Origin of the sequence: Streptomyces gottesmaniae, assembly GCF_031845845.1 — a bacterium.
GTDB classification, from domain to species: domain Bacteria; phylum Actinomycetota; class Actinomycetes; order Streptomycetales; family Streptomycetaceae; genus Streptomyces; species Streptomyces akebiae.
The window spans coordinates 96,712-123,342 of record NZ_JAVRFJ010000005.1; the positions used below are offsets into that span (position 1 = coordinate 96,712).

Annotated in this window: 19 protein-coding genes; 10 read left to right on the top strand and 9 right to left on the bottom strand. The window is 70.1% G+C overall.

What is annotated here, in order from left to right; all coding sequences use genetic code 11:
• Positions 1-34 precede the first annotated feature (34 nt).
• Positions 35-1,801: a proteasome ATPase gene (gene arc / locus RM704_RS07895; RefSeq protein WP_033531660.1), complete on the bottom strand. Its 1,767-nt coding sequence runs from the start codon at positions 1,799-1,801 to the stop codon at positions 35-37.
• Between the two features lie 269 nt (positions 1,802-2,070).
• On the opposite strand from arc, the gene RM704_RS07900 reads away from it, so the two are divergent.
• On the top strand, positions 2,071-2,376 hold the full coding sequence (locus RM704_RS07900; protein ID WP_033531659.1) for a ferredoxin: 306 nt from the start codon (positions 2,071-2,073) through the stop codon (positions 2,374-2,376).
• 91 nt (positions 2,377-2,467) lie between these two features.
• On the opposite strand, the gene RM704_RS07905 is transcribed toward RM704_RS07900, so the two are convergent.
• From RM704_RS07905 to RM704_RS07915, 3 genes are all read right to left on the bottom strand, one after another.
• On the bottom strand, positions 2,468-3,043 hold the full coding sequence (locus RM704_RS07905) for a hypothetical protein (protein WP_033531658.1): 576 nt from the start codon (positions 3,041-3,043) through the stop codon (positions 2,468-2,470).
• Between the two features lie 193 nt (positions 3,044-3,236).
• Positions 3,237-4,139, bottom strand: coding sequence for a tRNA (adenine-N1)-methyltransferase (locus RM704_RS07910; RefSeq protein WP_033531657.1), 903 nt, complete (start codon positions 4,137-4,139; stop codon positions 3,237-3,239).
• 80 nt (positions 4,140-4,219) lie between these two features.
• On the bottom strand, positions 4,220-5,842 hold the full coding sequence (locus RM704_RS07915; protein ID WP_033531656.1) for a site-2 protease family protein: 1,623 nt from the start codon (positions 5,840-5,842) through the stop codon (positions 4,220-4,222).
• Between the two features lie 219 nt (positions 5,843-6,061).
• Between RM704_RS07915 and RM704_RS07920 the strand changes: the two genes are divergently transcribed.
• Both RM704_RS07920 and RM704_RS07925 read left to right on the top strand, forming a co-directional pair.
• Positions 6,062-6,985: a RecB family exonuclease gene (locus RM704_RS07920; protein ID WP_033531655.1), complete on the top strand. Its 924-nt coding sequence runs from the start codon at positions 6,062-6,064 to the stop codon at positions 6,983-6,985.
• Positions 6,986-7,000: 15 nt separating this feature from the next.
• Positions 7,001-7,672 (top strand): response regulator, encoded by a 672-nt coding sequence (locus RM704_RS07925; protein ID WP_033531654.1) that lies wholly within the window; start codon positions 7,001-7,003, stop codon positions 7,670-7,672.
• A 111-nt stretch (positions 7,673-7,783) separates the two neighbouring features.
• On the opposite strand, the gene RM704_RS07930 is transcribed toward RM704_RS07925, so the two are convergent.
• From RM704_RS07930 to metH, 4 genes are all read right to left on the bottom strand, one after another.
• Entirely contained in the window at positions 7,784-9,367 is a 1,584-nt protein-coding gene (locus tag RM704_RS07930; protein WP_033531653.1) for an ABC transporter substrate-binding protein, read from the bottom strand.
• 91 nt (positions 9,368-9,458) lie between these two features.
• Positions 9,459-11,063, bottom strand: a complete 1,605-nt coding sequence (locus RM704_RS07935) for an ABC transporter substrate-binding protein (RefSeq protein ID WP_033531652.1) — start codon at positions 11,061-11,063, stop codon at positions 9,459-9,461.
• A 405-nt stretch (positions 11,064-11,468) separates the two neighbouring features.
• The gene (locus tag RM704_RS07940; protein WP_033531651.1) at positions 11,469-12,173 is read right to left on the bottom strand and encodes an HAD family hydrolase; all 705 of its coding nucleotides are present in this window, start codon (positions 12,171-12,173) and stop codon (positions 11,469-11,471) included.
• Between the two features lie 128 nt (positions 12,174-12,301).
• Positions 12,302-15,829: a methionine synthase gene (metH, locus tag RM704_RS07945; RefSeq protein WP_033531650.1), complete on the bottom strand. Its 3,528-nt coding sequence runs from the start codon at positions 15,827-15,829 to the stop codon at positions 12,302-12,304.
• Positions 15,830-16,223: 394 nt separating this feature from the next.
• Between metH and RM704_RS07950 the strand changes: the two genes are divergently transcribed.
• The 7 genes from RM704_RS07950 (at position 16,224) to RM704_RS07980 (ending at position 25,086) form a co-directional block, all read left to right on the top strand.
• Positions 16,224-16,988 (top strand): IclR family transcriptional regulator, encoded by a 765-nt coding sequence (locus RM704_RS07950; protein WP_033531649.1) that lies wholly within the window; start codon positions 16,224-16,226, stop codon positions 16,986-16,988.
• A 312-nt stretch (positions 16,989-17,300) separates the two neighbouring features.
• Entirely contained in the window at positions 17,301-18,098 is a 798-nt protein-coding gene (locus RM704_RS07955) for an MIP/aquaporin family protein (RefSeq protein WP_033531648.1), read from the top strand.
• A 100-nt stretch (positions 18,099-18,198) separates the two neighbouring features.
• Entirely contained in the window at positions 18,199-19,737 is a 1,539-nt protein-coding gene (glpK, locus tag RM704_RS07960) for a glycerol kinase GlpK (protein ID WP_033531647.1), read from the top strand.
• A gap of 56 nt (positions 19,738-19,793) precedes the next feature.
• Complete coding sequence (locus RM704_RS07965) at positions 19,794-21,410, top strand: glycerol-3-phosphate dehydrogenase/oxidase (protein WP_033531646.1); 1,617 nt, start codon at positions 19,794-19,796, stop codon at positions 21,408-21,410.
• Positions 21,411-21,771: 361 nt separating this feature from the next.
• A complete protein-coding gene (locus tag RM704_RS07970; RefSeq protein WP_033531645.1) occupies positions 21,772-23,100 on the top strand; it encodes an amidohydrolase in 1,329 nt (442 codons plus the stop codon).
• Positions 23,101-23,233: 133 nt separating this feature from the next.
• Positions 23,234-23,905, top strand: a complete 672-nt coding sequence (locus RM704_RS07975; protein ID WP_033531644.1) for a FadR/GntR family transcriptional regulator — start codon at positions 23,234-23,236, stop codon at positions 23,903-23,905.
• A gap of 158 nt (positions 23,906-24,063) precedes the next feature.
• Entirely contained in the window at positions 24,064-25,086 is a 1,023-nt protein-coding gene (locus tag RM704_RS07980; protein WP_033531643.1) for a PAC2 family protein, read from the top strand.
• Between the two features lie 149 nt (positions 25,087-25,235).
• Here the strand turns inward: RM704_RS07980 and RM704_RS07985 are convergent, their stop codons facing one another.
• Positions 25,236-26,249 carry an SMP-30/gluconolactonase/LRE family protein gene (locus RM704_RS07985; protein WP_033531642.1) on the bottom strand — a complete coding sequence of 338 codons (1,014 nt, stop codon included), beginning with the start codon at positions 26,247-26,249 and terminating at the stop codon, positions 25,236-25,238.
• Positions 26,250-26,631 lie beyond the last annotated feature (382 nt).

Consider the following 26,631-nt stretch of genomic DNA (forward strand, 5'->3'; position numbering starts at 1 on the left):
TACCCACTGAGGGCACCCGCAGCCGCCCTGTGTTTTACAGGTACTGTCCGGTGTTCGCCACCGTGTCGATGGAGCGTCCGGTGTCGGCGCCCTGCTTTCCGGTGATCAGCGTACGGATGTAGACGATCCGTTCGCCCTTCTTTCCGGAGATTCGGGCCCAGTCGTCCGGGTTGGTGGTGTTGGGCAGGTCCTCGTTCTCCTTGAACTCGTCCACGCAGGCCTGGAGCAGGTGGGAGACGCGGAGACCCTTCTGGTTCTTGTCGAGGAAGTCCTTGATCGCCATTTTCTTGGCACGGCCGACGATGTTCTCGATCATGGCGCCGGAGTTGAAGTCCTTGAAGTAGAGGACTTCCTTGTCGCCGTTGGCGTAGGTGACCTCCAGGAAGCGGTTCTCCTCGGATTCGGCGTACATGTGTTCCACTGCCGTCTGGATCATGCTCTGGACGGTGGTGGTCTTGGAGCCGCCGTGTTCGCCGAGGTCGTCCGTGTGGAGGGGGAGACGCTCGGTGAGGTACTTCTGGAAGATGTCCTTGGCCGCTTCGGCGTCCGGGCGCTCGATCTTGATCTTCACGTCGAGCCGGCCGGGGCGCAGGATGGCGGGGTCGATCATGTCCTCGCGGTTGGAGGCGCCGATGACCACGACGTTCTGCAGGCCTTCCACGCCGTCGATCTCGGCGAGCAGCTGCGGGACGATGGTGTTCTCCACGTCCGAGCTGACACCGGATCCGCGGGTGCGGAAGAGGGATTCCATCTCGTCGAAGAAGACGATGACGGGGGTGCCCTCGCTGGCCTTCTCCCTCGCACGCTGGAAGACGAGGCGGATCTGTCGCTCGGTCTCGCCGACGTACTTGTTGAGGAGCTCGGGGCCCTTGATGTTGAGGAAGAAGCTCTTGCCCTGGGCCTGGCCGGTGACTTCGGCGACCTTCTTGGCCAGTGAGTTGGCCACGGCCTTGGCGATGAGCGTCTTGCCGCATCCGGGGGGTCCGTAGAGCAGGACACCCTTGGGCGGGCGCAGTTCGTGCTCCTTGAACAGGTCCGGGTAGAGATAGGGGAGCTCGACCGCGTCGCGGATCATCTCGATCTGGTTGCCGAGGCCACCGATCTGCTCGTACCCGATGTCGGGGACCTCTTCGAGGACGAGTTCCTCGACCTCGCTCTTGGGCACGACCTCGTAGACGTAGCCGGAGCGGGGTTCGAGCAGGAGGGCGTCGCCGGGGCGGATGGTGATGTCCAGCAGGGGCTCGGCGAGCCGCACCACCCGTTCCTCGTCGGTGTGCCCCTGTACGAGGGCGCGCTCGCCGTCCTCGAGGATCTCCTTGAGGGTGACGATGTCGCCGACGCTCTCGTACTCCATGGCCTCGACCACGTTGAGGGCTTCGTTGAGCATCACTTCCTGGCCGCGCCGGAGCTCTTCCAGGTCGACGCTGGGGCTGACGTTCACCCGGAGCTTTCGGCCTCCGGTGAAGATGTCGGCCGTGCCGTCCTCGTTCGCCGTGAGGAAGACACCGAAGCCGGCCGGCGGCTGTGCGAGCCGGTCGACTTCCTCCTTGAGGGCCACGATCTGGTCGCGGGCCTCACGGAGCGTGTTGGCGAGCCGCTCGTTCTGTGCGGACACGCCGGCCAGATTGGTCTGCAGCTCGACGATCCGCTCTTCGAGAATCCTCGTGTGTCGCGGAGAGTCGGCGAGCTTGCGTCGCAGGACGGCGATCTCCTGCTCAAGATAGGCAATCTGCCCGGCCGGGTCGTCGGACCCTCGTCCCGGGCGGATGCCGCGGTTCATGTCGTCGTCGTGGGCTGCCACGGTCCTCACCTCCTCCAAGGGGAGCTGGACGCTTCCAGACCCTACCTGGGTGGGTGTCGATTGAAACCCCTAGATCACAAAGACGGTCGGGGTGTGTCCGATCTTCACCCTTGCGCTCTCCCTCACGCCAGGGGAATACCCACCGAACATGATTGGGAAGCGGCCCCGGGTAGGGTCGAAGTGTTCAACACCCGTCAGAGCCTGCATCGTTCCCGACCGGCTCGACGAATGACTCGACGATTGACCCGACGCGTGAGGCGGCAGGAGAGATGAGCGTGCAGCAGGAGGCCGGGACCGCGGGCGAGGCGCTCGAGGTCTGGATCGACCAGGACCTCTGCACCGGTGACGGTATCTGCGTGCAGTACGCGCCCGAGGTGTTCGAGCTGGACATCGACGGACTGGCCTATGTGAAGAGTCCGGGAGACGAGTTGCTGCAGGCCCCGGGGGCGACAACGCCCGTTCCGCTGCCGCTTCTCACGGATGTGGTGGACTCGGCGAAGGAGTGTCCGGGCGAGTGCATCCATGTACGTCGCGTTTCGGACAGGGTCGAGGTCTTCGGGCCTGACGCGGAGTGACCTGACAGGCACTCCGCGTCGCCCTGTGTCTGCTTTCTCACACCGGGTTTGCCGGGTGATCACTTCTCGTTCGCCCTGGGGACGACCGATGTCAGACGCTTTGCGCCCCGGCGGGCGTGGAGCGCACGAACGCCCCGTTCTTCCACTGCCACTTGACGAGGTCGGTGACGTCCGGGCAGCAGTTGGGGACGTCGTCCGACGAGTAGCCGTGCAGGGTGGCGGTGACGGCGGCGTCACGGACGGCGAAGTCGGAGACGGTCGTGCGGTCCTTGGGGTTCACCAGGGTGGCGACGACCCGGGGCTGCGCGGCGTCGGTGGAGCGGGTGAGCACGTACACGCCGTCGGGCGGGGTGCCCATGCTGGCGTCGCAGTGGACGACGGCCACGGTCTCGGGGCGGCCGTCGCCGTCGAGGTCTGCGGAGCCCTTCTTCTTCACGACGACGCCGACGGGTCCGCAGTCGAGCGGGAGGTCCACCTCGGTGGGGTCGGGGGGCGCCACGGCGGCGGGGGCCGGGGCGGTCGCGGGGGCCGGCTGGGCCGCTCTCGCCGCGTCGGGTTGGAGGGCGGACGACAGGGCGACGACGCCGGCGAGGGCGGTGGCCGTGGCGAGCCAGTGGATGGGGCGGGTGTGCGCGTGTGCCAGTTCCGGGACGGCGGATTGCTGCACTAGGAGCGTCTCCTGAGGGTGCTGTGCCGGTTGCGATGACCCGCATGGTGCCACACGTCACAGTGGGGTGGAACGGCGGGGTACGTGGTTCCCACAGCTTTTCGGTGCGCGTCAACGGGAGAGCGCCGTGGCCGAGTTCCCGGGCGCTGCGGGGAACTCGGCCACGTCAAGGGCGCGTTCGTCGTACGTCGGGTCAGCGGCCGGAGGCGCCGTCGGCGTTGGGGCCGGAGTAGTCCTCGCCGTAGGCGCCCTTGGCGGGGCGGCGGCGGCGCATGGGGGGCTCGACGCCGTCGGCGAGGCGCCGGGCGGTGAGCAGGAAGCCGGTGTGGCCGATCATGCGGTGGTCCGGGCGGACGGCCAGGCCCTCGATGTGCCAGTTGCGGATCATCGACTCCCAGGCGCTCGGCTCGTTGAAGCAGCCGATCTCGCGGATGGACTCGACGGTCCGCGCGAGCTGGGTGGTGGTGGCCACGTAGCAGCAGACGATGCCGCCGGGGACGAGGGCCTTGGAGACGGCCTCCAGGCACTCCCAGGGGGCGAGCATGTCGAGGATGACCCGGTCGACCTCTGTGTCGCTCAGGTTGTCCTGGAGGTCGCCGACGGTGAGCTGCCAGGCGGGGTGGGGGCCGCCGAAGTAGCGCTCGACGTTGGCCTGCGCGATCTCGGCGAAGTCCTCGCGGCGCTCGTAGCTGTGCAGCATGCCCTGGTCGCCGATGGCGCGCAGCAGGAAGCTGCTGAGCGAGCCGGAGCCGACGCCGGCCTCGACGACACGGGCGCCGGGGAAGATGTCGGCGAAGGCGAGGATCTGCCCCGCGTCCTTGGGGTAGACCACGGCTGCGCCGCGGGGCATGGACAGGACGTAGTCGGGGAGCAGGGGGCGGAGCGCCAGGTAGGCGACGTTCCCCGTGGTGCGGACAACACTGCCCTCGGGAGCGCCGATCAGCTCGTCGTGCGGGAAGGAACCCTTGTGGGTGTGGAAGTTCTTTCCCTCTTCGAGCGTGAACGTGTAGTGGCGTCCCTTGGGGTCGGTGAGCTGGACCTGGTCCCCGACCTTGAAGGGCCCGCGACGGCGGGCGGCACCGGTCGGTTCGGACATGTGACCAGCCTACCGGCGTTTGGGAGGGCCGAGGACCACGGTGCGGGCCTCCCGCCCTGGAGGGGCGCCGCGCGCGGGAGTCAGGAAGGCCTGGCCATCGCCTTGACGAAAGCGCGTTCCACGTCGGCCGCGGACAGGACGCCGTAGATCTCGCCCGAGTCCTCCACCACCAGGTACTCCGTGGCCGGAGCCGCGCGGAGGGCGTCGAGGAGTTCTTCGCCGGCGAGTTCGGCGGAGACGCGCATGCCGTCGGTGAGGTCCTGGGCGAGGCCGCTGACGGCGACCCAGGGGCGGCGGTGTTCCGGGACGCCGACGATGGCGGCCTCGCGGACGAGGGAGAGGGGCTCGCCGTCGGGGTCGACGACGACGAGGGCGCGGGCGCCGGCCTCGTTGGCGCGGCGGAGGGCCTCGGAGAGGGGGGTGTCGGTCTCGACGGGGACGGCGCGGCGGGTGAGGGCGCGGGCCTGGAGTTCGGGCAGGTGTTCGCGCAGGCGGGCCATGCGCAGGCTGTTGCCTGCGCCGGTCCAGATGATGGCGGCGAGGATGGCGGCGAGCAGGGCGTCCAGGACGGTGTCCATGCCGACGCTGTCCTCGGCGGCGGAGCCCAGCAGGCCGGACTGGGTCAGCAGCGGGAGTCCGATGAGGACGGAGACGGCGAGGGCTCGGCCGACCCAGGCCGCGGCGACGGTGCCGCTCATGGGCTTGCCGGTGATCTTCCAGACGACGGCGCGGAGCATGCGGCCGCCGTCGAGGGGCAGGCCGGGGAGCAGATTGAACGCGGCCACGATCAGGTTGGAGACCATCAGGCCGGCGAGCAGGACGCCCGGGACGGTGCCCGGCTCGACGGCCAGCAGGCCGACGTAGAAGACGCCCGCGAGGATCAGGGAGAGGAGGGGGCCCACGAAGGCGAGGACGAACTCGCGGCCCGGGGTCTCGGACTCCTTCTCGATCTCGGAGACACCGCCGAAGAACTGCAGCTGGATGCGGCGCACGGGCAGCTTGTAGCGCAGGGCGGCGATGGTGTGGGCGAGTTCGTGGACGAGCACGGAGCCGTAGAAGGCGACGGCGAAGAACAGGGCCACGAGGTAGCGGGCGGCGCCGAGTTCGGGCAGGACGCGGTCGAGCTGGCCGCCGAAGACCCAGGTGATCAGGGCGGCGACCAGGAACCAGCTGGGCGCGACGTACACGGGCACGCCGAAGGGACGGCCCATGAGGATGCCGCCGCCGGGCTCCTTGGGGCGCTCGGGGGGCTTGGGTGCGGCGTCCGGGCGGGCGAAGGGGCTCGTGGACCTCGCGGTGCGCTCCGGTTCGTCGGCCGGGGTGGGTGTCTTGGTCAGGTCGGCGGGTGCGGGTGCCTTGTCCGGGTCGGCGGGGGTCGAGGCCGTCGGCGGTCGGCTCGGGGGCTCTGTCGCCTCGGCGTCGGCGGGCGTCGCGGTGTCAGGCGTCGGGCCGTCATCGGCTGTGACGCCGTCATGAGATGCCTCGCCGCCGGCGGGGGCCTCGCCGTGGTCGGCGGCAGGGGCCGCGGCCGTCCCGGGGGTGTCCTTGGAGGAGGTGCCGTCGGGCTCGTCGGCGGAGGGGTGGGGCTCGGTCGGGGTGGGGGCGTCATGGTTCGCCGGTGTTCCGGTCGCGTCGCGGTGGGCGCGCTCGGGCGCCTCCTCGCTGTCGGACCGCGGCTGCCCGCTCCCGCCGCTCGTCTCCACGATGTCCCCTTGTTCGAAAGCGTCTTCCGTACCCGGTGGCCGGGCGGAAGGGTCTGTTGTCGATGCTATGCCGTCACCGGGGCGCGTTCCGCCTCGGCACCCCCTCTGTTTTCCCCCGCGTCGCACCAGCCACACGGGGGTCGGCGGGTGCGGTGCGGGGCGGCGGTCGTACGGGGCCGTGGCTGTCACTGTCAGTGGTGGGCCGTATGGTCTGTGGTCATGGAAACCAGCACCGACGGCACCCCCGCCGTTCCCGTGGGTGGCGAGGGCGAGCGTCCTGTCGTGCGGGCCGCCGCGCCGCCTGCGTCGCTGTCGCCGTCGCGCGCCAGCGACTTCATGCAGTGTCCGCTGCTGTACCGGTTCCGGGTGATCGACCGGCTGCCGGAGAAGCCGAGCGAGGCGGCGACCCGCGGCACGCTGGTGCACGCGGTGCTGGAGAGACTCTTCGACGCGCCTGCGGCCGAGCGGACGGCTCCGCGGGCGAGGTCGTTGGTGCCCGGGCAGTGGGACCGGCTGCGGGAGAGCAGGCCGGAGGTCGTGGAGCTGTTCGCGGACGATGCCGAGGGTGAGCGGCTGGCGCGTTGGCTGGCGGAGGCCGAGCGGTTGGTGGAGCGCTGGTTCACGCTGGAGGACCCGACGCGGTTGGAGCCCGCCGAGCGGGAGTTGTTCGTGGAGGCGGAGCTGGAGTCGGGGCTCAGACTGCGCGGGATCATCGACCGGGTCGATGTGGCGCCCACCGGCGAGGTGCGGATCGTCGACTACAAGACGGGCAAGGCGCCGCGACCGGAGTACGCCGAGGGCGCGCTGTTCCAGATGAAGTTCTACGCGCTGGTGGTGTGGCGACTGAAGCAGGTGGTGCCGCGCCGTCTTCAGCTGGTCTATCTCGGCAGCGGTGACGTGCTGACGTACGACCCAGTGGTCGCCGATCTGGAGCGGGTGGAGCGCAAGCTGCTGGCGCTGTGGGAGGCGATCCGGCAGGCCACGGAGAGCGGTGACTGGCGGCCGCGGCCGACGAAGCTGTGCGGCTGGTGCGATCACCAGGCGGTGTGCCCGGAGTTCGGCGGCACTCCCCCGCCGTACCCCCTCCAGGTGAGGTCACCGGAGTCGGCCGGTGAGGAGCAGGGCAGAATGGGGCCGGACTAGCCGAAGGAGATTTTCGTGGCCATCCGCGTCCTACTGGTCGACGACCAGCCGCTGCTGCGTACCGGGTTCCGGATGATTCTGGAGGCGGAGCAGGACCTCGCGGTCGTCGGGGAGGCCGGGGACGGCCTCCAGGCGATCGACCAGGTGCGGGCGCTGCAGCCCGATGTGGTTCTGATGGACATCCGGATGCCCCGGATGGACGGGGTGGAGGCGACCCGTCAGATCACCGGGCCCGGGCGGGACGGTCCGGCCAAGGTGCTGGTGCTGACCACGTTCGATCTGGACGAGTACGTGGTCGAGGCGCTGCGGGCGGGGGCCAGCGGGTTCCTGTTGAAGGACGCGCCGGCCAATGAGTTGGTGCAGGCGATCCGGGTGGTGGCGAACGGGGAGGCGATGCTCGCGCCGAGCATCACACGTCGGCTGCTCGACAAGTACGCGGTGCATCTGCCGTCGGGCGAGGAGCCGGTGCCGGACACGCTGCACACGCTGACGGACCGTGAGGTCGAGGTGCTGAAGCTGGTGGCCCGGGGGCTGTCGAACGCGGAGATCGCCGCCGATCTGTTCGTCAGCGAGACCACGGTGAAGACCCATGTGGGCCATGTGCTGACGAAGTTGGGGCTGCGGGACCGGGTGCAGGCGGCGGTGTACGCGTACGAGAGCGGGCTGGTGCGCCCCGGCGCGCAGTAGACGACGGGCCGCACGGACGACGGGCCGCGGCGTACGCACCGAGGGCGCTCCCTTCTTGTGGAAGGGGGCGCCCTCGGTCGTACGGGGCCGTGGTGTCGGCCCGTGCTCGTGTCAGCCCTTGCTGATCTCCCAGAAGCGGAAGACGGTGGAGGCGTCCAGGCAGTACTCCAGTCCGTAGACGTCGTCGCGGACGACGGCGTACTGCTTGGCCTGCCAGACGGGGATGAGCGGGACGTCGGTGGCGACGATGTTCTGGAGTTCGGCGTACTCCTTCTCCGTGGAGGAGCGCTCGCTCTCGGCGGCGGTCTTCGTCAGGAGTTCACCGGTGATGGTGGCGTTGCTGTAGTTGTTGTCCAGCACGTTGCCCTTGCCGAAGAAGGGGCCGGTGAAGTTGTCGGGGTCCGGGTAGTCGGGGACCCAGCCCTTCACGTACACGCCGTACTTGCCGGCGGCGATGTCCTTCTCGTAGCGGTCGAAGGGGACGGACTTCACGTCGGCGTCGAACAGTCCGCTGTCGTTGAGCTGCTTGGCGACGGCCTCCAACTCCTCGTCGGTGGAGGGGCCGTAGCGCGACGGCGTGGACCAGAGGGTCAGTTCGACCTTGTCGTCGATGCCGTCGGCGCGGAGCGCGGCCTCGGCCTTCGCCTTGGAGGGGCGGGCGCCGTAGGTGTCGAAGAAGGCCGTGTTGTGGCCGGTGATGCCCGCCGGGATGATCGAGTAGAGCGGGGTGGCGGTGCCCTGGTAGACCTCGTCGACGAGGGCCTCGCGGTCGAGGAGGTAGGCGATGGCCTGGCGGACGCCGAGCTTGCCGGTGACCGGGTCGTCCATGTTGAAGACGAGGTGCTGGACCTCGGCGCCGGTGCCGTCGACGATCTCGACGCCGCTGGCGGTGGAGGTGTCGGTCTCGATGTCGGAGATGTCGGAGGCGCTGAGGCCGCGGTAGGTGACGTCGAGGTCGCCCTCCATCAGGGCCTTCTTCAGGGCGTCCTGGTCGCCGTGGAAGAACTTGAGGGTCACACCGCTGTTCTCTACGTCGGCGGTGCCCTGGTAGTTCTCGTTGACGGTGAAGACGGCCTCGTCCTCGCCGAAGGACTCCAGCTTGTACGGGCCGGAGCCGACCGCCTCGCCGTCCTTGCGGAGGCCGTCGGCGTCGTAGGAGCTCTCGTCGACGATCGATCCGGCGCCGGAGGCGATCTTGCTGGGGAAGGTGGCGTCGGCGTACTTGAGGTCGAAGCGGACGGTCTTGTCGTCCGGGGTCTCGACCTTGTCGAGCATGGGGAACATGATCGCGGGGCCGGCGTCGTCGTTGATCTTCAGCATGCGGTCGAAGGAGAACTTGACGTCCTTCGCGGTGAGCGCCTCACCGTTGCTGAACTTCAGGCCGTCCTTGAGGGTGCACTCGTAGACCGTGGTGCCTCCGGCCTCGAAGGAGCACTCCTTGGCGAGGTCCGGCTCGGGCTCGGTGGCGCCGTTGGGGAAGCTCAGCAACGACTGGAAGACGTTGTTGAAGAGCAGCCAGGAGCCGGGGTCGTAGCCGGAGGCGGGGTCGGTGGCCAGGACGTCGTCGGACATCCCCATCACGACGTTGGAACCGGAGTCCCCGGATCCCCCCGAGTCGGAGCCACAACCGGTCAGCAGGCCGGCGGCAAGCCCTGTCGCGATGGTCAGGACGGGCCACTGGGTGCGTATGTTCACGTATGGATGCCTTGTGTCGTCGGGTGCATTGCGGGCGCTCCGGCTCCCCCGAGGCCGAACGGCCTCTGACCGGAGGGGTGGTGAGGTCCGGTCAGTCGCTTCTGCCGCGGCCCAGCTCCCAGAGCTGGAGCGTGGAGGCGGCGTTGAGGGCGTACTCGGCTCCGGTGACGTCGTCGCGGGCGGCGACGTACTGGTTGCCCTGCCACAGGGGCAGGATCGGCACGTCGTCGGCGACGATGTCCTGGATGCCGGCGAGGCTCTCCGAGGCGGAGAGACGGTCGGCCGCGCGGCGGGACTCCGGGATCAGCTTGCTGCGGATCTCGCTGTTCGCGTAGGGCGAGCCGAGGAAGTTGTCCTTGTCGAGGAAGGGCGCGAGGTAGTTGTCGGCGTCGGGGAAGTCCGGGAACCAGCCCATGCCGTAGACCGCGTACTCGCCCTCCTGCTCGGCGGGGCGGAACGTGGACCAGGGGGCGCCCTTGATGGTGACGTCGAACAGGCCGCTGTCGTCGAGCTGCTTCTTCAGCAGCTCGAACTCGGTCTTCGTGGCGGAGCCGTAGTGGTCGGTCGTGTAGTGGAGGGTCAGCTTCACCGGTGCGGTGACGCCGGCCGCCTCCAGAGTCGACTTCGCCTTGGCGACGTTCGGTTCGCCGTACTTGTTGAAGAACGAGTTGGAGTGGCCGGTGATCCCCGCGGGGACCAGGGAGAAGAGGGGTTCGGCCTGGGAGCCGTACACCTTGGAGACCAGCTCGCCCCGGTCGACGACCTCGGCCATGGCCCGGCGGACGGCGGTGCTCCTGACCGGCGAGGCGTCGGTGTTGAAGGCGAGGTAGCGGATCTCCAGGCCGGCGGACTCGATGACGTCGATGTCGCTGTCGGCCGCGGCGGAGAGTTCGGTGATCTGCTCCGGGGTCATGGTGCGGGTCATGAGGTCGATGTCGCCGCTCTTCAGGGCGTCGCCCATGGCGTCGGCGCTCGCGAAGGAACGGAGCTCGACCTTGTCGTTCTTCGGGTCCAACTGCCCCTTGTAGTTGGGGTTCTTGGTGAACACGGCCCGGACCAGCTCGTTGTTCTCGACCTCGGCGTCCAGGGTGTACGGGCCGGAGCCGTCGACCTGGAAGCCGTCGCGCAGCCTGTCCTTGTCGTAGTCGTCCGGGTTGACGATGCCGGCGACGGGGGTGGACAGCTTGTACGGGAGGGTCACGTCGGGGCTGTTGAGGTGGAAGATCACCTCGTTGTCGCCCTTGGTCTCGACGAGGTCGATGGTGGACAGCAGGGCGAAGACACCGCTGTCGGCCTTGAGGGAGCGGGCTCGGTCGATGGAGAACTTCACGTCCTCGGCGGTGATCGGGTCGCCGTTCGCGAACTTCAGACCGTCGCGCAGGGTGCAGGCGTAGCGCTCGTTGCCGGTGTCGGTGAAGGAGCAGCTGGAGGCGGCCTCGGGCTCCGGTTCGCCGTCGCCGCGCGGCTGGACCAGGAGGGTCTGCACGGTCTGGCGGAGGATGTTCCAGGTGCCGACGTCGTACGCGTAGGCCGGGTCGATCGGGGCCGGGGCCTGTTCGGAGGCGGCGAACTGGTCGGTGGTGCCGACGACGATCGCGTCACCGCTGCCGCCCGCGCTGTCGGTGGCACCGCAGGCGGCGAGTACCGGGGTGAGCAGACCGATCACGGCCGGCAGCACCAGGGTCTTGCGGTTCATGCTCGCGATTCTCCAGAGCTGTGGTCCAAGACGGGTGCTGGCGGGGTGGTGCGAGCGCGTCCCGGGAAGTACGGCGATGTTCTCGCGACGAGATTAGCCCGCACGGCCAGAGGGGCCCGCGCACACCGGAGTTGAGTTCCCATCACGCTGCGGAACCGGGCGTGGACGCAAACGGTGTAGTGCCCACGGAATGTTTGGGGCACGCTTCACCAATCTGGACACAAAGGCGCGCCGAACACCCCCGAACCCGGGATTCAGGGGTGTTCAGCAGCCACCTCGGGGGCCCTGGGAAGTGGGCAACGTCACAGGTGGAAAGGTATTCCCCTGCGCGGGAATTCAATCATCGCGACCCGTCGAATTCCCCACTGCGGGACAGTACGAGCGATCTTGGAATTCCTTGCGTTTTCAATTTGCTGTGATCGCCAGCAGGCCGCGTAGAAAGGGCAGGTCGACCTCTTCCAGCGAGGTCACGACGGTGCGCCGCACGGCGGGGGCGATGGGTGCCACGGACGGGACGGCGACCACGTGGCAGCCGGCGGCCTCCGCGGCGGCGACACCGGTGGCGGTGTCCTCGATGACCGCGCACCGGGCCGGATCCGCGCCGAGGCCGGAGGCCGCGAGCAGATAGGGGTCGGGGAACGGCTTGGTCCGCTCGACCTCGTCGCCGGCGACGGTCAGCGCGAAGTGCTGGGGGCCCAGAGAGGTCAGGACGCGGTCGATGATGCGCCGGTGCGAGGCGGAGACCAGGGCGGTGGGGACGCCGTGGGCGGCGAGTTCGGCGAGGAGTCTGGCGGCGCCGGGCATCAGCGGCAGCGTGCGCCCGATGCGCGCCTCGAAGCCGTCGTTGAGCAGCACGGTGAGCTCGGGGAGGGTGATGTCGGCGCCGGTGGCCTCGATCAGGAAGCCCGCGCTGCGGGTCATGGGTCCGCCGACCACGACATGGCGCCAGGAGTCGTCGAGGGCGTGTCCGAGGCCGGCGAAGACCTCGACCTCCACGTCCCACCAGAAACCCTCGGTGTCCACCAGGGTGCCGTCCATGTCGAGGAGCACGGCTTGGAGCGCCGAGCCTTCGGCCGTACGGGTTCCTGGCGCGGGAATCGTCGTGGTCATCCGGCGCACCTCCTTGTGGGACGAGCAGGCCGGTTCCCGGGTGGGGAACCGGCCTGCGGTGGACCGACCAGTCTACGACGCCGCGCGGGGAAACGCCTTTCGGTGCAGCCGAGCCCCTGGGCGGCGGATTACCGGGCGTTGAAGTACTTCGCCTCGGGGTGGTGGATGACGATGGCGTCGGTGGACTGTTCGGGGTGGAGCTGGAACTCCTCCGAGAGCTGGACACCGATCCGCTCGGGCTCCAGCAGCCGCGCGATCTTGGCGCGGTCCTCCAGGTCGGGGCAGGCGCCGTAGCCGAGGGAGAAGCGGGCGCCCCGGTACTTCAGGGCGAACATGTCCTCGATCTCGGCCGGGTCCTCGCCGGCGAAGCCCAGCTCCGAGCGGACACGCGCGTGCCAGTACTCGGCGAGGGCCTCCGCCAACTGCACGGACAGGCCGTGGAGTTCGAGGTAGTCCCGGTAGGAGTTGGCCTCGAAGAGCTTGGCGGTCTCCTCGCCGATGCGGGAGCCGACGGTGACGACCTGGAGGCCGACCACGTCGATCTCGCCGGACTCCTCGGGGCGGAAGAAGTCGGCCAGGCACAGTCGGCGGCCGCGGCGCTGGCGCGGGAAGGTGAAGCGGGTCCGTTCGTTGCCGTCGTCGTCCAGGATGATCAGGTCGTCGTCCTTGGACACGCAGGGGAAGTAGCCGTAGACGACGGCCGCCTCCAGCAGGTTCTCGGTCTGGAGCTTGTCCAGCAGGCCGCGCAGCCGGGGCCGGCCCTCGGTCTCGACGAGCTCCTCGTAGGTCGGGCCATCACCCGTGCGGGCCTGCTTCAGTCCCCACTGCCCCTTGAAGAGGGCGCCCTCGTCCAGCCAGGACGCGTACTCCTTGAGCTGGATGCCCTTGACCACGCGCGTGCCCCGGAACGGGGGCGTGGGCAGGGGGTTGTCGGTGGCGACGTCGGAGCGGACGTGGCCCTCCTCGGGGCGGTCCTCGACGACGGTGGCCGCCGCCGTGGCCTTGACCCGGCGCTGACGCAGCTCGGGCAGCTGCGCGCCGGGGACCCCGCGCTTGACGCCGATGAGGGCGTCCATCAGGCGCAGGCCCTCGAAGGCGTCGCGGGCGTAGCGGACCTCGCCCTCGTAGATCTCGTGCAGGTCCTGCTCGACGTAGGCACGGGTGAGGGCGGCGCCGCCGAGGATGACGGGGTAGTCGGCGGCCAGGCCGCGCTGGTTCAGCTCCTGCAGGTTCTCCTTCATGATCACCGTGGACTTCACGAGCAGGCCCGACATGCCGATGACGTCGGCGCGGTGCTCGGCGGCGGCGTCCAGGATCGCGGAGACCGGCTGCTTGATGCCGAGGTTGACGACGTTGTAGCCGTTGTTGGACAGGATGATGTCGACGAGGTTCTTGCCGATGTCGTGCACATCGCCGCGGACGGTCGCCAGGACGATGGTGCCCTTGCCCTCGGCGTCCGACTTCTCCATGTGCGGCTCCAGGTGGGCCACGGCGGTCTTCATGACCTCGGCGGACTGGAGCACGAACGGCAGCTGCATCTGGCCGGAGCCGAAGAGCTCACCGACGACCTTCATGCCGTCCAGGAGGGTGTCGTTGACGATGTCGAGGGCGGCGCGGGTCTGGAGTGCCTCGTCGAGGTCGGCCTCCAGACCGTTCTTCTCGCCGTCGATGATGCGGCGCTTGAGGCGCTCGTCCAGCGGCAGGGCCGCCAGCTCCTCGGCCTTGCCCGCCTTCAGGGACTTGGCGGTGGCGCCCTCGAACAGCGCCATCAGCTTCTGCAGCGGGTCGTAGCCCTCGGCGCGGCGGTCGTGGATGAGGTCGAGGGCCGTGCGCACCTCCTCCTCGCTGAAGCGGGCGATGGGGAGGATCTTGGAGGCGTGGACGATGGCGGAGTCGAGACCGGCCTTCACGCACTCGTCGAGGAAGACGGAGTTGAGGAGGATGCGGGCGGCCGGGTTCAGGCCGAAGGAGATGTTCGACAGGCCGAGGGTGGTCTGGACGTCCGGATGCCGGCGCTTGAGTTCGCGGATCGCCTCGATGGTGGCGATGCCGTCCCCCCGGGACTCCTCCTGGCCCGTGCAGATGGTGAAGGTCAGGGTGTCGATGAGGATGTCCGACTCGTGGATGCCCCAGTTCCCGGTGAGGTCGTCGATGAGCCGTTCGGCGATCTCGACCTTCTTCTCCGGGGTGCGGGCCTGGCCCTCCTCGTCGATGGTGAGCGCGATCAGCGCGGCGCCGTGCTCCTGCGCGAGGCGGGTCACCTTGGCGAAGCGGGACTCGGGCCCGTCGCCGTCCTCGTAGTTGACGGAGTTGATGACGGCCCGCCCGCCGAGCTTCTCCAACCCGGCCCGGATGACGTCCACTTCGGTGGAGTCCAGGACGATGGGCAGGGTGGAGGCGGTGGCGAACCGGCCGGCGAGTTCGGCCATGTCGGCGACGCCGTCGCGGCCCACGTAGTCGACGCAGAGGTCGAGCATGTGGGCACCCTCGCGGATCTGGTCGCGCGCCATCTCCACACAGTCGTCCCAGCGGGCCTCCAGCATGGCCTCGCGGAACTTCTTCGAGCCGTTGGCGTTCGTGCGCTCGCCGATGGCCATGTACGCGGTGTCCTGGCGGAAGGGCACGCTCTGGTAGAGGGAGGCGGCGCCGGGCTCGGGGCGCGGGTCGCGGGCGGTCGGGGCGAGGTCCCTGACCCGCTCGACGACCTGGCGCAGGTGCTCGGGGGTGGTCCCGCAGCAGCCGCCCACCAGGGACAGGCCGTACTCGCGGACGAAGTTCTCCTGCGCGTCCGCCAGCTCCGGAGCGGTCAGCGGGTAGTGGGCGCCGTCCTTGGTCAGTACCGGCAGTCCGGCGTTGGGCATGCAGGAGAGCTGGATGCGGGAGTGGCGGGCCAGATGGCGCAGGTGTTCGCTCATCTCGGCGGGGCCGGTCGCGCAGTTCAGGCCGATCATGTCGATGCCGAGCGGCTCCAGCGCGGTCAGCGCGGCGCCGATCTCGGAGCCGAGGAGCATGGTGCCGGTCGTCTCGACCGTCACCGAGACGATCAGGGGGACGTCGTATCCGGCCGTCTCCATCGCGCGGCGGGCGGCGATGACGGAGGCCTTGGTCTGCAGCAGGTCCTGGGTGGTCTCCACCAGGAGCGCGTCGGCACCGCCGGCCAGCAGGCCTTCGGCGTTCTGCTGGTAGGCGTCACGGATGGCGGTGAAGGTGGTGTGGCCGAGGGTGGGCAGCTTGGTGCCGGGGCCGATGGAGCCGAGCACCCAGCGCTGACGTCCGTCGCGGGCGGCGTACTCGTCGGCCGTCTCGCGGGCGATGCGGGCACCGGCCTCGGACAGCTCGGCGGTGCGTTCGGGGATGTCGTACTCGCCCAGTGCGGTGAGGTTGGCGCCGAAGGTGTTGGTCTCCACGCAGTCCACGCCCGCGTCGAAGTACGCGGCGTGCACCGAGCGGACGATGTCGGGGCGGGTGACGTTGAGAACCTCGTTGCAGCCCTCCAGCTGCTGGAAGTCCTCCAAGGTGGGGTCCTGCGCCTGGAGCATCGTGCCCATCGCGCCGTCGGCGACCACCACACGGGTGGCGAGGGCCTGGCGGAGGGCCTCGGATCGGGCCCGGCCTGCGGCGGCGGACGTGAGGGACGTGTTCGGCGACGAGGCCATGGAGCTGCTCCCTGGAGTGCGACGGCTGTCGGCTTTAGCGCCTCCCCATGGAAGACGCACGCCGCAAGCCTAGCCCGGAGCGGCGCGGATGGTCAGGGGCGTCCACGAGGCGGACCGGCGTGGCGTACACACTCGGGTGCGGTTTACTCCGACGACGAGGACGACGACGGACACCACTCCGGCACCCTTCGCACGCCCCACGGCCACATGAGCGCCCCGCGGGCACCGGACGGACACCGGACGGACACGAGAACGCCATCGCACGGCGCACGTGGCCGAAAAGCTGGTGACGGCCATTGGCGGGAGGTCGGCAACGACCGGTAGTGTTCGACATTGCCGAACGATGGTAGTTCAGTCGCGTACGGCGGCCGAAGGGGACGGAGGCAGGACGGCGATGGCACGGAACATCCAGTCGCTCGAACGGGCGGCCGCGATGCTGCGCCTGCTCGCGGGCGGCGAACGGCGGCTCGGTCTGTCGGACATCGCCTCGTCGCTGGGCCTCGCCAAGGGCACCGCCCACGGCATACTGCGCACGCTCCAGCAGGAGGGCTTCGTCGAACAGGACGACGCCTCGGGGCGCTACCAGTTGGGGGCCGAGCTGCTGCGGCTGGGGACCACGTACCTCGACGTCCACGAGCTGCGGGCGCGCGCCCTGGTCTGGACGGACGACCTGGCCCGCTCCAGCGGCGAGAGCGTGCACCTGGGGGTGCTGCACCAGCAGGGCGTGCTGATCGTGCACCACGTGTTCCGGCCCGACGACAGCCGGCAGGTCCTGGAGATAGGCGCCATGCAGCCGCTGCACTCCACGGCCCTGGGCAAGGTCCTGTCGGCCTACGACCCGGTGGCGCACAGCGAGGTGCTGGAGAGCGAGCGCAAGGCGTTCACCGACCGGACCGTGCACGCGCTGGCCGACTTCGAGGGCGTCCTGGACATCACCCGCGCGCGCGGGTACGCGGCCGACGTCGAGGAGACCTGGGAGGGCGTGGCGTCCATCGCCGCCCCCATCCACGACCGGCGGCGGATGCCGGTCGGCGCGGTCGGCATCACCGGCGCCGTGGAGCGGCTGTGCCGCGACGGCGAGCTGCGCCCCGAGCTGATCGCGGCCGTACGGGACTGCGCCCGCGCGGTCTCGCGGGACTTGGGCGCCGGGCGGTTCTGACCGCCCACCCCCGACACGGCGAAGGCCGGGACACCCCACGGTGTCCCGGCCTTCGCCGTACGCGCGTGCGCCTTTGACAGCCGCGTAGCAGCCACCTATCAGCTACCTAGCAGCTACCTCAAGATCGTCGGGCCGGTTCGATCAATAACGATCGCGTTTTCGACAACCAGGCTCTTGACGTGCCCGTAACGCCGGAGCAAGACTCCCGTCCATCGGTCGACATTGTCGAACACCTACCGGCAATACGCGCTAGAGTGTGACAACGCCACGGGCCGAACTCTTTCCCCTGGACGAAGGACAAAGGAGTCGCGGGTGTCCAGCTCCGACATCTTCATCGGCGAGACCATCGGTACCGCCATACTCATCCTGCTCGGCGGCGGCGTCTGCGCGGCCGTCACGCTGAAGGCCTCCAAGGCCCGTAACGCCGGTTGGCTCGCCATCACCTTCGGGTGGGGTTTCGCCGTTCTCACCGCCGTCTACACCTCCGCGCCGCTCTCCGGCGCCCACCTGAACCCGGCCGTGACCCTCGCGCTCGCCCTGAAGAAGGACGGCATCGAGTGGGGCGACGTCCCGATCTACTGGGGCGGGCAGTTGCTCGGCGCCATGATCGGTGCCGCCCTGGTCTGGATCGCCTACTACGGACAGTTCCACGCGCACCTGACCGACGAGGAGATCGTCGGTGACGGGGAGACGCGGGCCAAGGCCAAGTCGGTCGAGGCCCGGGAGAAGGGCGCCGGCCCCGTGCTCGGCATCTTCTCCACCGGGCCCGAGGTCCGCAACGCGGTCCTGAACATCGCCACCGAGGTCATCGGCACCGTCGTACTGGTGCTGGCGGTGCTCACGCAGGGTCTCAACGACTCCGGCAAGGGCCTCGGCACCCTCGGTGCCCTGATCACCGCGCTCGTCGTGGTCTCCATCGGTCTGTCCCTCGGTGGCCCCACCGGTTACGCGATCAACCCGGCCCGTGACCTCGGTCCGCGCATCGTGCACGCCCTGCTGCCCCTGCCCAACAAGGGCGGGTCGGACTGGAGCTACGCCTGGGTCCCGGTGGTCGGCCCGCTGATCGGTGCCGCCGTCGCCGCAGGCCTCTACAACGTCGCATTCGTCTGAGAAACCCATCGAGCCGCCGTTCCGCGGGCCCGTCTCGCGGAACGCTCAGCACGCGCCGTACGTACAGCCCGTTGACCAGTTGACCTTTCAGGAGCACACCGTGACCGACGCCCACACCGCCGGCCCCTTCATCGCCGCGATCGACCAGGGCACGACCTCTTCCCGCTGCATCGTCTTCGACCGCGACGGACGCATCGTCTCCGTCGACCAGAAGGAGCACGAGCAGATCTTCCCGAAGCCGGGCTGGGTCGAGCACGACGCCACCGAGATCTGGACGAACGTCCAGGAGGTCGTCGCCGGGGCCATCGAGAAGGCCGGCATCACCCGCGACGACATCAAGGCCATCGGCATCACCAACCAGCGCGAGACCACGCTGCTCTGGGACAAGAACACCGGTGAGCCCGTCCACAACGCCATCGTCTGGCAGGACACCCGCACCGACGCCCTCTGCCGCGAGCTCGGCCGCAACGTCGGCCAGGACCGCTTCCGCCGCGAGACCGGCCTGCCGCTGGCCTCGTACTTCGCCGGCCCGAAGGCCCGCTGGCTGCTCGACAACGTCGAGGGCCTGCGCGAGCGCGCCGAGGCCGGCGACATCCTCTTCGGCACCATGGACAGCTGGGTCATCTGGAACCTGACGGGCGGTGTCGACGGCGGCCACCACGTCACCGACGTCACCAACGCCTCCCGCACCATGCTGATGAACCTGCACACCCTGGAGTGGGACGAGAAGATCGCCGAGTCCATCGGCGTCCCGCTGTCGATGCTCCCGGAGATCCGCTCCTCCGCCGAGGTCTACGGCGAGGTCACCGGCGGCAGGCTCGGTGAGCTGCTCGGCGGCATCCCGGTCGCCTCCGCGCTCGGCGACCAGCAGGCGGCCCTGTTCGGCCAGACCTGTTTCGCCGAGGGCGAGGCCAAGTCCACGTACGGCACCGGCACGTTCATGCTGTTGAACACCGGCGAGAAGATCATCAACTCCTACAGCGGCCTGCTGACCACGGTCGGCTACCGGATCGGCGACCAGAAGCCGGTCTACGCCCTGGAGGGGTCGATCGCCGTCACCGGTTCGCTGGTGCAGTGGATGCGCGACCAGATGGGTCTCATCTCCACCGCCGCCGAGATCGAGACGCTGGCGCTCTCGGTCGAGGACAACGGCGGCGCGTACTTCGTACCGGCCTTCTCCGGTCTGTTCGCCCCGTACTGGCGCTCCGACGCCCGCGGTGTGATCGCCGGTCTGACCCGGTACGTCACCAAGGCGCACCTCGCGCGTGCCGTCCTGGAGGCCACCGCCTGGCAGACCCGTGAGATCACGGACGCCATGACCAAGGACTCGGGCGTCGAGCTCGCGGCCCTCAAGGTCGACGGCGGCATGACCTCCAACAACCTGCTGATGCAGACCCTCTCCGACTTCCTGGACGCCCCCGTGGTCCGTCCGATGGTCGCCGAGACCACCTGCCTCGGCGCCGCCTACGCCGCCGGTCTCGCCGTCGGCTTCTGGACCAGCACCGACGACCTGCGCGCCAACTGGCGCCGGGCCGCCGAGTGGACCCCCCGTATGGACGCGGACACCCGCGACCGTGAGTACAAGAGCTGGCTCAAGGCCGTCGAGCGGACCATGGGCTGGATCGAGGACGAGAGCTGAGTCAGGGGCCCACGAAGGCTCCGTTCACCGGCTCTGATGAGGAGTAAGAACCCGACATGACCAGTCAGACCACCCTGCAGACCCTGCCTGCCCTGGGGACGCGCCCGGCGTCCGGCTCGAACCCGAGCCGTGCCGAGACCCGGGAACAGCTCTCCAAGGCGTCGTACGACCTCCTCGTGATCGGCGGCGGCATCCTGGGCATCTCCACCGCCTGGCACGCCGCGCAGTCCGGGCTCAGGGTGGCCCTGGTCGACGCCGGCGACTTCGCCGGCGCCACCTCCTCCGCCTCCTCCAAGCTGCTCCACGGCGGTCTGCGCTACCTGCAGACCGGCGCGGTGAGGCTGGTGGCGGAGAACCACTTCGAGCGCCGTGCGGTCTCCCGCCAGGTGGCCCCCCACCTGGCGAACCCGCTCACGTTCTACCTCCCCGTGTACAAGGGCGGGCCGCACGGCGCGGCGAAGCTCGGGGCGGGCGTCTTCGCCTACTCCGCGCTCTCCGCCTTCGGTGACGGCGTCGGCCACCTGCTCTCCCCCGCCAAGGCGGCGCAGGACGTGCCCGAGCTGCGCACCGACAACCTCAAGGCCGTCGCCGTGTACGGCGACGACCAGATGAACGACTCCCGGATGGCCCTGATGACGGTCCGCGCGGCCGTCGAGTCCGGCGCGGTGGTCCTGAACCACGCCGAGGTCACCGGGCTGCGCTTCACCAAGGGCCGGGTCACCGGTGCCGAGCTGCGCGACCGGCTCTCCGGCGACGAGTTCGGCGTGGACGCGCGGCTGGTGCTGAACGCGACCGGCCCGTGGGTCGACCACCTGCGCAGGATGGAGAACCCGGACGCGGCCCCGTCCATCCGCCTGTCCAAGGGCGCGCACCTGGTGCTGAAGCGGACCGCTCCCTGGAAGGCCGCGCTCGCCACCCCGATCGACAAGTACCGCATCACCTTCGCCCTCCCCTGGGAGGACATGCTGCTGCTCGGTACGACCGACGAGGTGTACGAGGGCGACCCGGCGGAGGTCTCGGTCACCGAGCAGGACATATCCCAGATCCTGGACGAGGCCGCCTTCTCCATCCGCGACCAGCAGCTCTCCCGCGACCTCATCACCTACTCCTTCGCCGGTCTGCGGGTGCTGCCGGGCGGTCCCGGCGACACCGCCAAGGCCAAGCGGGAGACCGTCGTCACCGAGGGCCGGGGCGGCATGCTGTCCGTGGCGGGCGGCAAGTGGACGACGTTCCGGCACATCGGCCGCACCATCATGAAGAAGCTGGAGGCGCTGCCCGGGCACCCGCTGGGCGAGGACTTCGAGCCGGTCGCGTCGCTGCCGAAGAAGCTGCCGCTGCCGGGTGTCGCCAACCCGCGCGCGGTCGCCCACCGGCTGCTGGTGGACCGTCCGGCGCCGGGCCCGCGGATGGGCGCCGACACGGCGCGGCACCTGGCCACGCACTACGGTTCGCTCGCCTTCGACATCGCCCGCCTCGCCAACGAGAACCCCGAGCTGGGCGAGCGGGTCCACGCCGACGCGCCCGAGATCTGGGCGCAGGTCGTCTACGCCCGCGACACCGAGTGGGCCGAGACGGCCGACGACGTCCTGCGCCGCCGGACGACGCTGACGATACGGGGCCTGGCGACGGACGAGGTCCGCGCGAAGGTCCAGGACCTGCTCGACAAGAAGTAACCGGATTTCGGCGCCGGCCCCTCCCCCTGACCGGGGCCGGCGCCGAGAGGGTCGGCCCCTTCCGCTCTGGGGCCGGACCACGGCACGGGGCGGCTCCCTCGACGGAGCCGCCCCTTGTCGTCGGCCGGTTGTCAGTGCCGGGTTGTCAGTGCCGTGTTGTCAGTGCCGTGTTGTCAGTGCCGGGTTGTCAGTGCCGGGTGCTTTCATGACCGCATGGACATCGAAGCGGTCCTCGCTCCGACGTGCCGCCCGCGAGGTGGGAGCGCCGCACGATCGGGGCATCGTAGGGAGAGGAGTACGGGGTCGGGGATTCGGATACGCGGGGACCGGGTCCGGGGGACGGGTTCGAGGGGGACGCCGTGTGAGCGAGCACGTCGATCTGCTGGTCCACGGCGGTGACGTCCTGACGGTCGACGAGGCCGGGACTCTTGTGCGGGACGGGGCGGTCGCCGTCCGGGACGGCGGGATCGTCGCGGTCGGACCGGCTGAGGAGCTCCGTACGGCCTGCACACCGGCCACGGGCCTGGACGCCGAGGGCTGTCTGGTGCTTCCCGGGCTCGTCAACGCCCACGCACACCTGGCGATGACCCTCCTACGGGGCCGCGCGGACGACGTCACCCTCCAGGGGTTCCTGGAGCGGGTGCTGCGGTGGGAGGCCCGGCTGCTGTCGCCGAAGAACGTGGGGGCGGCGGTGCGGGTGGCGATCGCCGAGAGCCTGCGGGCCGGGGTGACGTCCGCGCTGGACATGTACTGGTTCCACGAGGCGGCCGAGCGGGTCGCGCGCGAGACGGGCTGGCGGCTGCACACCGGGCCGACCTTCATGGACGTCCCCGACCCCGCCGACGGCCGGGCGTACGGGGAACGGCTGGAGTGGGCGCGGCGGGACCTCGCCGACCGCTCCCACCGGCCGGGGACGCGCCCGGTGCTCCTCGCGCACTCGACGTACACGCTCGACCCGGGCCAGCTGCTCGACATAGCCGCCCTGGCACGGGAGTTCGGGGCACTGTTGCACATCCACGCGGCGGAGAACGCCACCGAGGTCGCCACGGTCCGGGGGCGGTACGGCAAGCGTCCGGTGGAGCTGCTGGACGCGCTCGGGCTGCTCGGCCCCGACCTTCTGCTCGCCCACGCGGTCGACCTCACCGGCCCGGAGGTCGCGGCGCTGGCCCGGACCGGGACCTCGGTCGCGCACTGCCCGGTGTCGAACCTGAAGCTGGGCTGCGGCATCGCGCCGGTGCCCCGGCTGCTGAGCGCGGGCGTCACGGTCGGGCTGGGCACGGACGGAGCGGTCAGCTCCAACACGCTGGACGTACTGGGGGCCGTACGGCAGGCGGCGCTGGTGCACAAGGCGGCCGGTGACCCCACGGCCGTCGGCGCGGAGCGGGCGGTGCGCATGGCGACGATCGAAGGGGCCCGCGCGCTGGGGCTCGGCGATCACCTGGGCTCCCTGGAGCCGGGCAAGCGGGCGGATCTGATCGTGCTCGACCTGGGCGGCCCGCATCTGCGGCCTCTGCACGACCCGTGGTCCACCCTCGCCTACGCGGCCCACTCGGCGGACGTACGCGACACCCTTGTCGAGGGCAGGGTGCTGATGCGGGAGCGGGTCCTCACCACCCTCGACGAGGCGGCGGCCCTGGCCGACCTGGAGGCTTTGGCCGATGGACGCGGTGGAGCCCCCATAATGGCCTGATACATCGGATGTCTGAATGACCGGAACGACCGATATGACCGGCATGATCGGCATGGCTGGCATGACAGGCATGACAGGGACATCCGAAGCAACCGGAGTGCCGGAGTGACCGGAGCGACAGGGAGGGGACGCCATGGCAGTCACCGACGAGGCGATCGAGAAGATCAAGGGCATGATCGTCTCCGGCGCGCTGCGCCCCGGCGACCGGCTTCCGAAGGAGAGTGAACTCGCCGCCGATCTCGGGCTGTCCCGCAACTCCCTGCGCGAGGCGGTGCGCGCCCTGTCGCTGATCCGGATCCTGGACGTACGGCAGGGCGACGGCACCTACGTGACCAGCCTCGATCCCCAACTCCTGCTGGAGGCCCTGAGTTTCGTCGTCGACTTCCACCGCGACGACACGGTCCTGGAGTTCCTCGCCGTGCGCCGCATACTGGAACCGGCGGCGACGGCGATGGCGGCCCTGAAGATCAGCGAGCAGCAACTGGACGCGTTGACGGCCCAGTTGGACAAGCTCGGCACCGATCCGTCGGTGGAGGAACTGGTCGCCTGCGACCTGGAGTTCCACCGGGGCATCGTGCGGACCTCCGGGAACTCCGTGCTCTGCTCGCTTCTCGACGGCCTGTCGGGGCCCACCACGCGGGCCCGCATCTGGCGCGGACTGACCCAGGAGGACGCCGTCAGCCGGACCCTGCACGAGCACCGCGCCATCCTGGCCGCCCTCCGCGACCGCGACGCCGACGCCGCACGCTCCTGGGCGACGGTGCACATCGCGAGCGTGGAGCAGTGGCTCCGATCGTCGCTGTGAGAAGTTGATCACCTGAGCCTCCGGTGGCCGACGCGTGTTTGAGTCGTGCGAACGGGGCAGTGATCCGTTCACTCCCCCGTGCAAGGGGGCTGCGGAGGCACCCTCGGCACGCCGTAAGGTTGGGGCGTACGCGAGGGCACGTCGGAAGGAGGCGCTGGGTGATCGAGCTGGAGGGGGTTCCCGAGCTGATCGACCCAGTGATGGTGGCCGCGTTCGAAGGCTGGAACGACGCCGGCGACGCCGCCTCCACCGCGGTCGCGCACCTGGACAGGGAATGGAAGGGCGAGGTGTTCGCGGCGCTGGACGCCGAGGACTACTACGACTTCCAGGTGAACCGTCCCACGGTGTGGCTGGACGGCGGCGTACGGAAGATCACCTGGCCGACGACAAGGTTGTCGGTGGTCAGGGTGGGCGGCGACAAGCCCCGCGATCTCGTACTCGTCCGGGGGATCGAGCCGTCGATGCGCTGGCGCTCGTTCTGCAACGAGCTGCTGGGCTTCGCCCATGAGTTGGGCGTGGAACTGGTGGTCGTGCTGGGCGCGCTGCTCGGCGACACCCCGCACACGCGTCCGGTCCCGGTCAGCGGTGTCACGTCCGACCCGGACCTGGCGCAGCGGATGGATCTGGAGGAGACCAAGTACGAGGGGCCCACGGGCATCGTCGGCATCCTCCAGGAGGCGTGCACGCACGCCGGCGTCCCCGCGGTCTCGCTCTGGGCGGCGGTGCCGCACTACGTGTCGCAGCCGCCGAACCCGAAGGCGACGCTGGCCCTCCTGAACCGCCTGGAGGACCTCATCGACGTACGCATCCCGCTGGGCGAGCTGCCCGAGGACGCGCGTGCCTGGCAGGTGGGCGTGGACCAGCTGGCGGCGGAGGACAGCGAGGTCGCCGAGTACGTGCAGACGCTGGAGGAGGCCCGGGACACGGCGGAGCTGCCGGAGGCGTCGGGCGAGGCGATCGCTCGCGAGTTCGAGCGGTATCTGCGGCGCCGTGACGGTGGCCCCGGCGGCTCGGCCGGAGGACACGCCACGGCCGACGGGGGCGACACGGGGTCCGGCGCGTGGAACCCGAAGGACAACCCCGGCGGGCGTGCCCGGCCGCCGAAGCCGCCTCGCCCTGAGACGGAGGCAGAGGCCGAGGCCGAGGCCGAGGACGGGAACGAGGATTCGTCGGACGACTGAGCCTGCACCTGCCGCGGACGACGTGCCGCCGTGCGGATCCGCGGGCTCGTCGTGGCTGGTCACGGCGTGGCTGGTCACGGCCCTGCGGCGGGGCCGCACATCGAGTACGGTCCCGCGCCCTGTCAGGGCGCGGGACGCGCACCGGGTGCTCAGCGTTTGATCGCCACCACCGCGTAACTCGTCTCCGGGGTCGGGGTCGTGGTGAAGCGGGCGTTGGGCAGGTACAGGCGGTTCTTGTGGGCCGCGACCGTGGTCGGCACGTCGAAGTCGGCGTCGCTGAGACGGCCCTCGAAGATGCCGCTGCGGCCGTCGGCGGAGAGCTGGAACACGTCGATCGCGTTCTGCCGGTTCTGCACGACGTAGAGCCGCCGGCCGAGGAGCAGCAGGCCGTCGCCGTTGGTGAGCGGGGCCGCGTCGCCCAGGTCGACCAGGGTCGTGACTCCGGTCCTCGGGTTCACCCGGTGGAGGCCACCGACGCCGGACTGGACGACCAGGAGGGCCTTGCCGTCCGGGGTGCGGGTGATCCCGTTGGCGTTGACGACCTCACCGGGGGTCTGGGTCCATGCGCCGCTCAGCGTGACCGTGACGACCTCGCCCGGGTCCGGCAGCCGGCCGTCGGGGCCGAGCGGCAGGGCGTACAGGGCGGGCTGGAACGAGTCGGTGAACCAGGCGACGCGCGGGGTGAGGAAGACGTCGTTGGCGAAGGTCGGCGTCTTGGTGGTGAGCGTGTACGACGCGATGATCTCGCCGGTACGGACGTCCACCACCCGGGCGCCCTGACCGCGCCCGGCGACGAACAGCCGTCCACGGTCGTCGAGTTTGAGCCCCACGGAGGGCGTACCGGGGCCCGTCGAGATCACACGGCCCGCGCCGGTGCGCAGGTCGGCGCGGTAGATCGAGCCGTCGCCGAGGGAGCCCAGGTAGGCGTAGGGCCCGCCGCCGATGGTGATGCCCTCGGGACGGAAGCCGTTCGGCAGGGGGATGACGTCGGGCCACGGGTCCCCGAAGGCCGAGCCGGTCGCGAAGGGGGTGGAGGCGGAGGCGGCCGAGGCCCCGACGAGCAGCGCGCCGGCGGTGGCGGCCGAGGTCGTGAGCAGTCTTCGCCGACTGAGGTGGGGGGCTGGGTGGGCGGAGGGGGATTGCGGGGGGAGCGGGGGTGCCACTGTGCGTCCCTTCCACGAAGAGACCGGCAGCTGGCCGGTCCGGCTTCAACTGACGTCTGTCACCCCATCACATGCCGACCCGCCCCGCAGCCCTTCGCCCCGCGACCGACAGCGCCTTGACAGCCCCGGGACGGCCCGTGGCCGGGACGGTGGAGGTCCGGCCGCCTCGGCCGATCAGCTCCTGACCTGTCCCTCCGAACTTCCGTCCGGGCACCGCGTCTTCAGGTCCGGTGCGGTGCGGTGCGAGCCGACCGTCCACCCCGTGAGCGGCCCGGCCGTCGAACGATGGGGCGCGTCCTCCGGTCGGAGGACGCGCCCCATCGATGCCCGTCTGGCACGTGTGACGTCGGCGACGTCTGTGCAGAGTCGTTACTGCAACGGC

Bases quoted from the DNA above. Each gene is read 5' to 3' on its own strand.
- RM704_RS07900 (WP_033531659.1), top strand. From the start codon at position 2,071: ATGAGCGTGCAGCAGGAGGCCGGGACCGCGGGCGAGGCGCTCGAGGTC.
- RM704_RS07910 (WP_033531657.1), bottom strand. From the start codon at position 4,139: ATGTCCGAACCGACCGGTGCCGCCCGCCGTCGCGGGCCCTTCAAGGTC.
- RM704_RS07920 (WP_033531655.1), top strand. From the start codon at position 6,062: ATGGAAACCAGCACCGACGGCACCCCCGCCGTTCCCGTGGGTGGCGAG.
- RM704_RS07935 (WP_033531652.1), bottom strand. From the start codon at position 11,063: ATGAACCGCAAGACCCTGGTGCTGCCGGCCGTGATCGGTCTGCTCACC.
- RM704_RS07940 (WP_033531651.1), bottom strand. From the start codon at position 12,173: ATGACCACGACGATTCCCGCGCCAGGAACCCGTACGGCCGAAGGCTCG.
- metH (WP_033531650.1), bottom strand. From the start codon at position 15,829: ATGGCCTCGTCGCCGAACACGTCCCTCACGTCCGCCGCCGCAGGCCGG.
- RM704_RS07950 (WP_033531649.1), top strand. From the start codon at position 16,224: ATGGCACGGAACATCCAGTCGCTCGAACGGGCGGCCGCGATGCTGCGC.
- RM704_RS07965 (WP_033531646.1), top strand. From the start codon at position 19,794: ATGACCAGTCAGACCACCCTGCAGACCCTGCCTGCCCTGGGGACGCGC.
- RM704_RS07975 (WP_033531644.1), top strand. From the start codon at position 23,234: ATGGCAGTCACCGACGAGGCGATCGAGAAGATCAAGGGCATGATCGTC.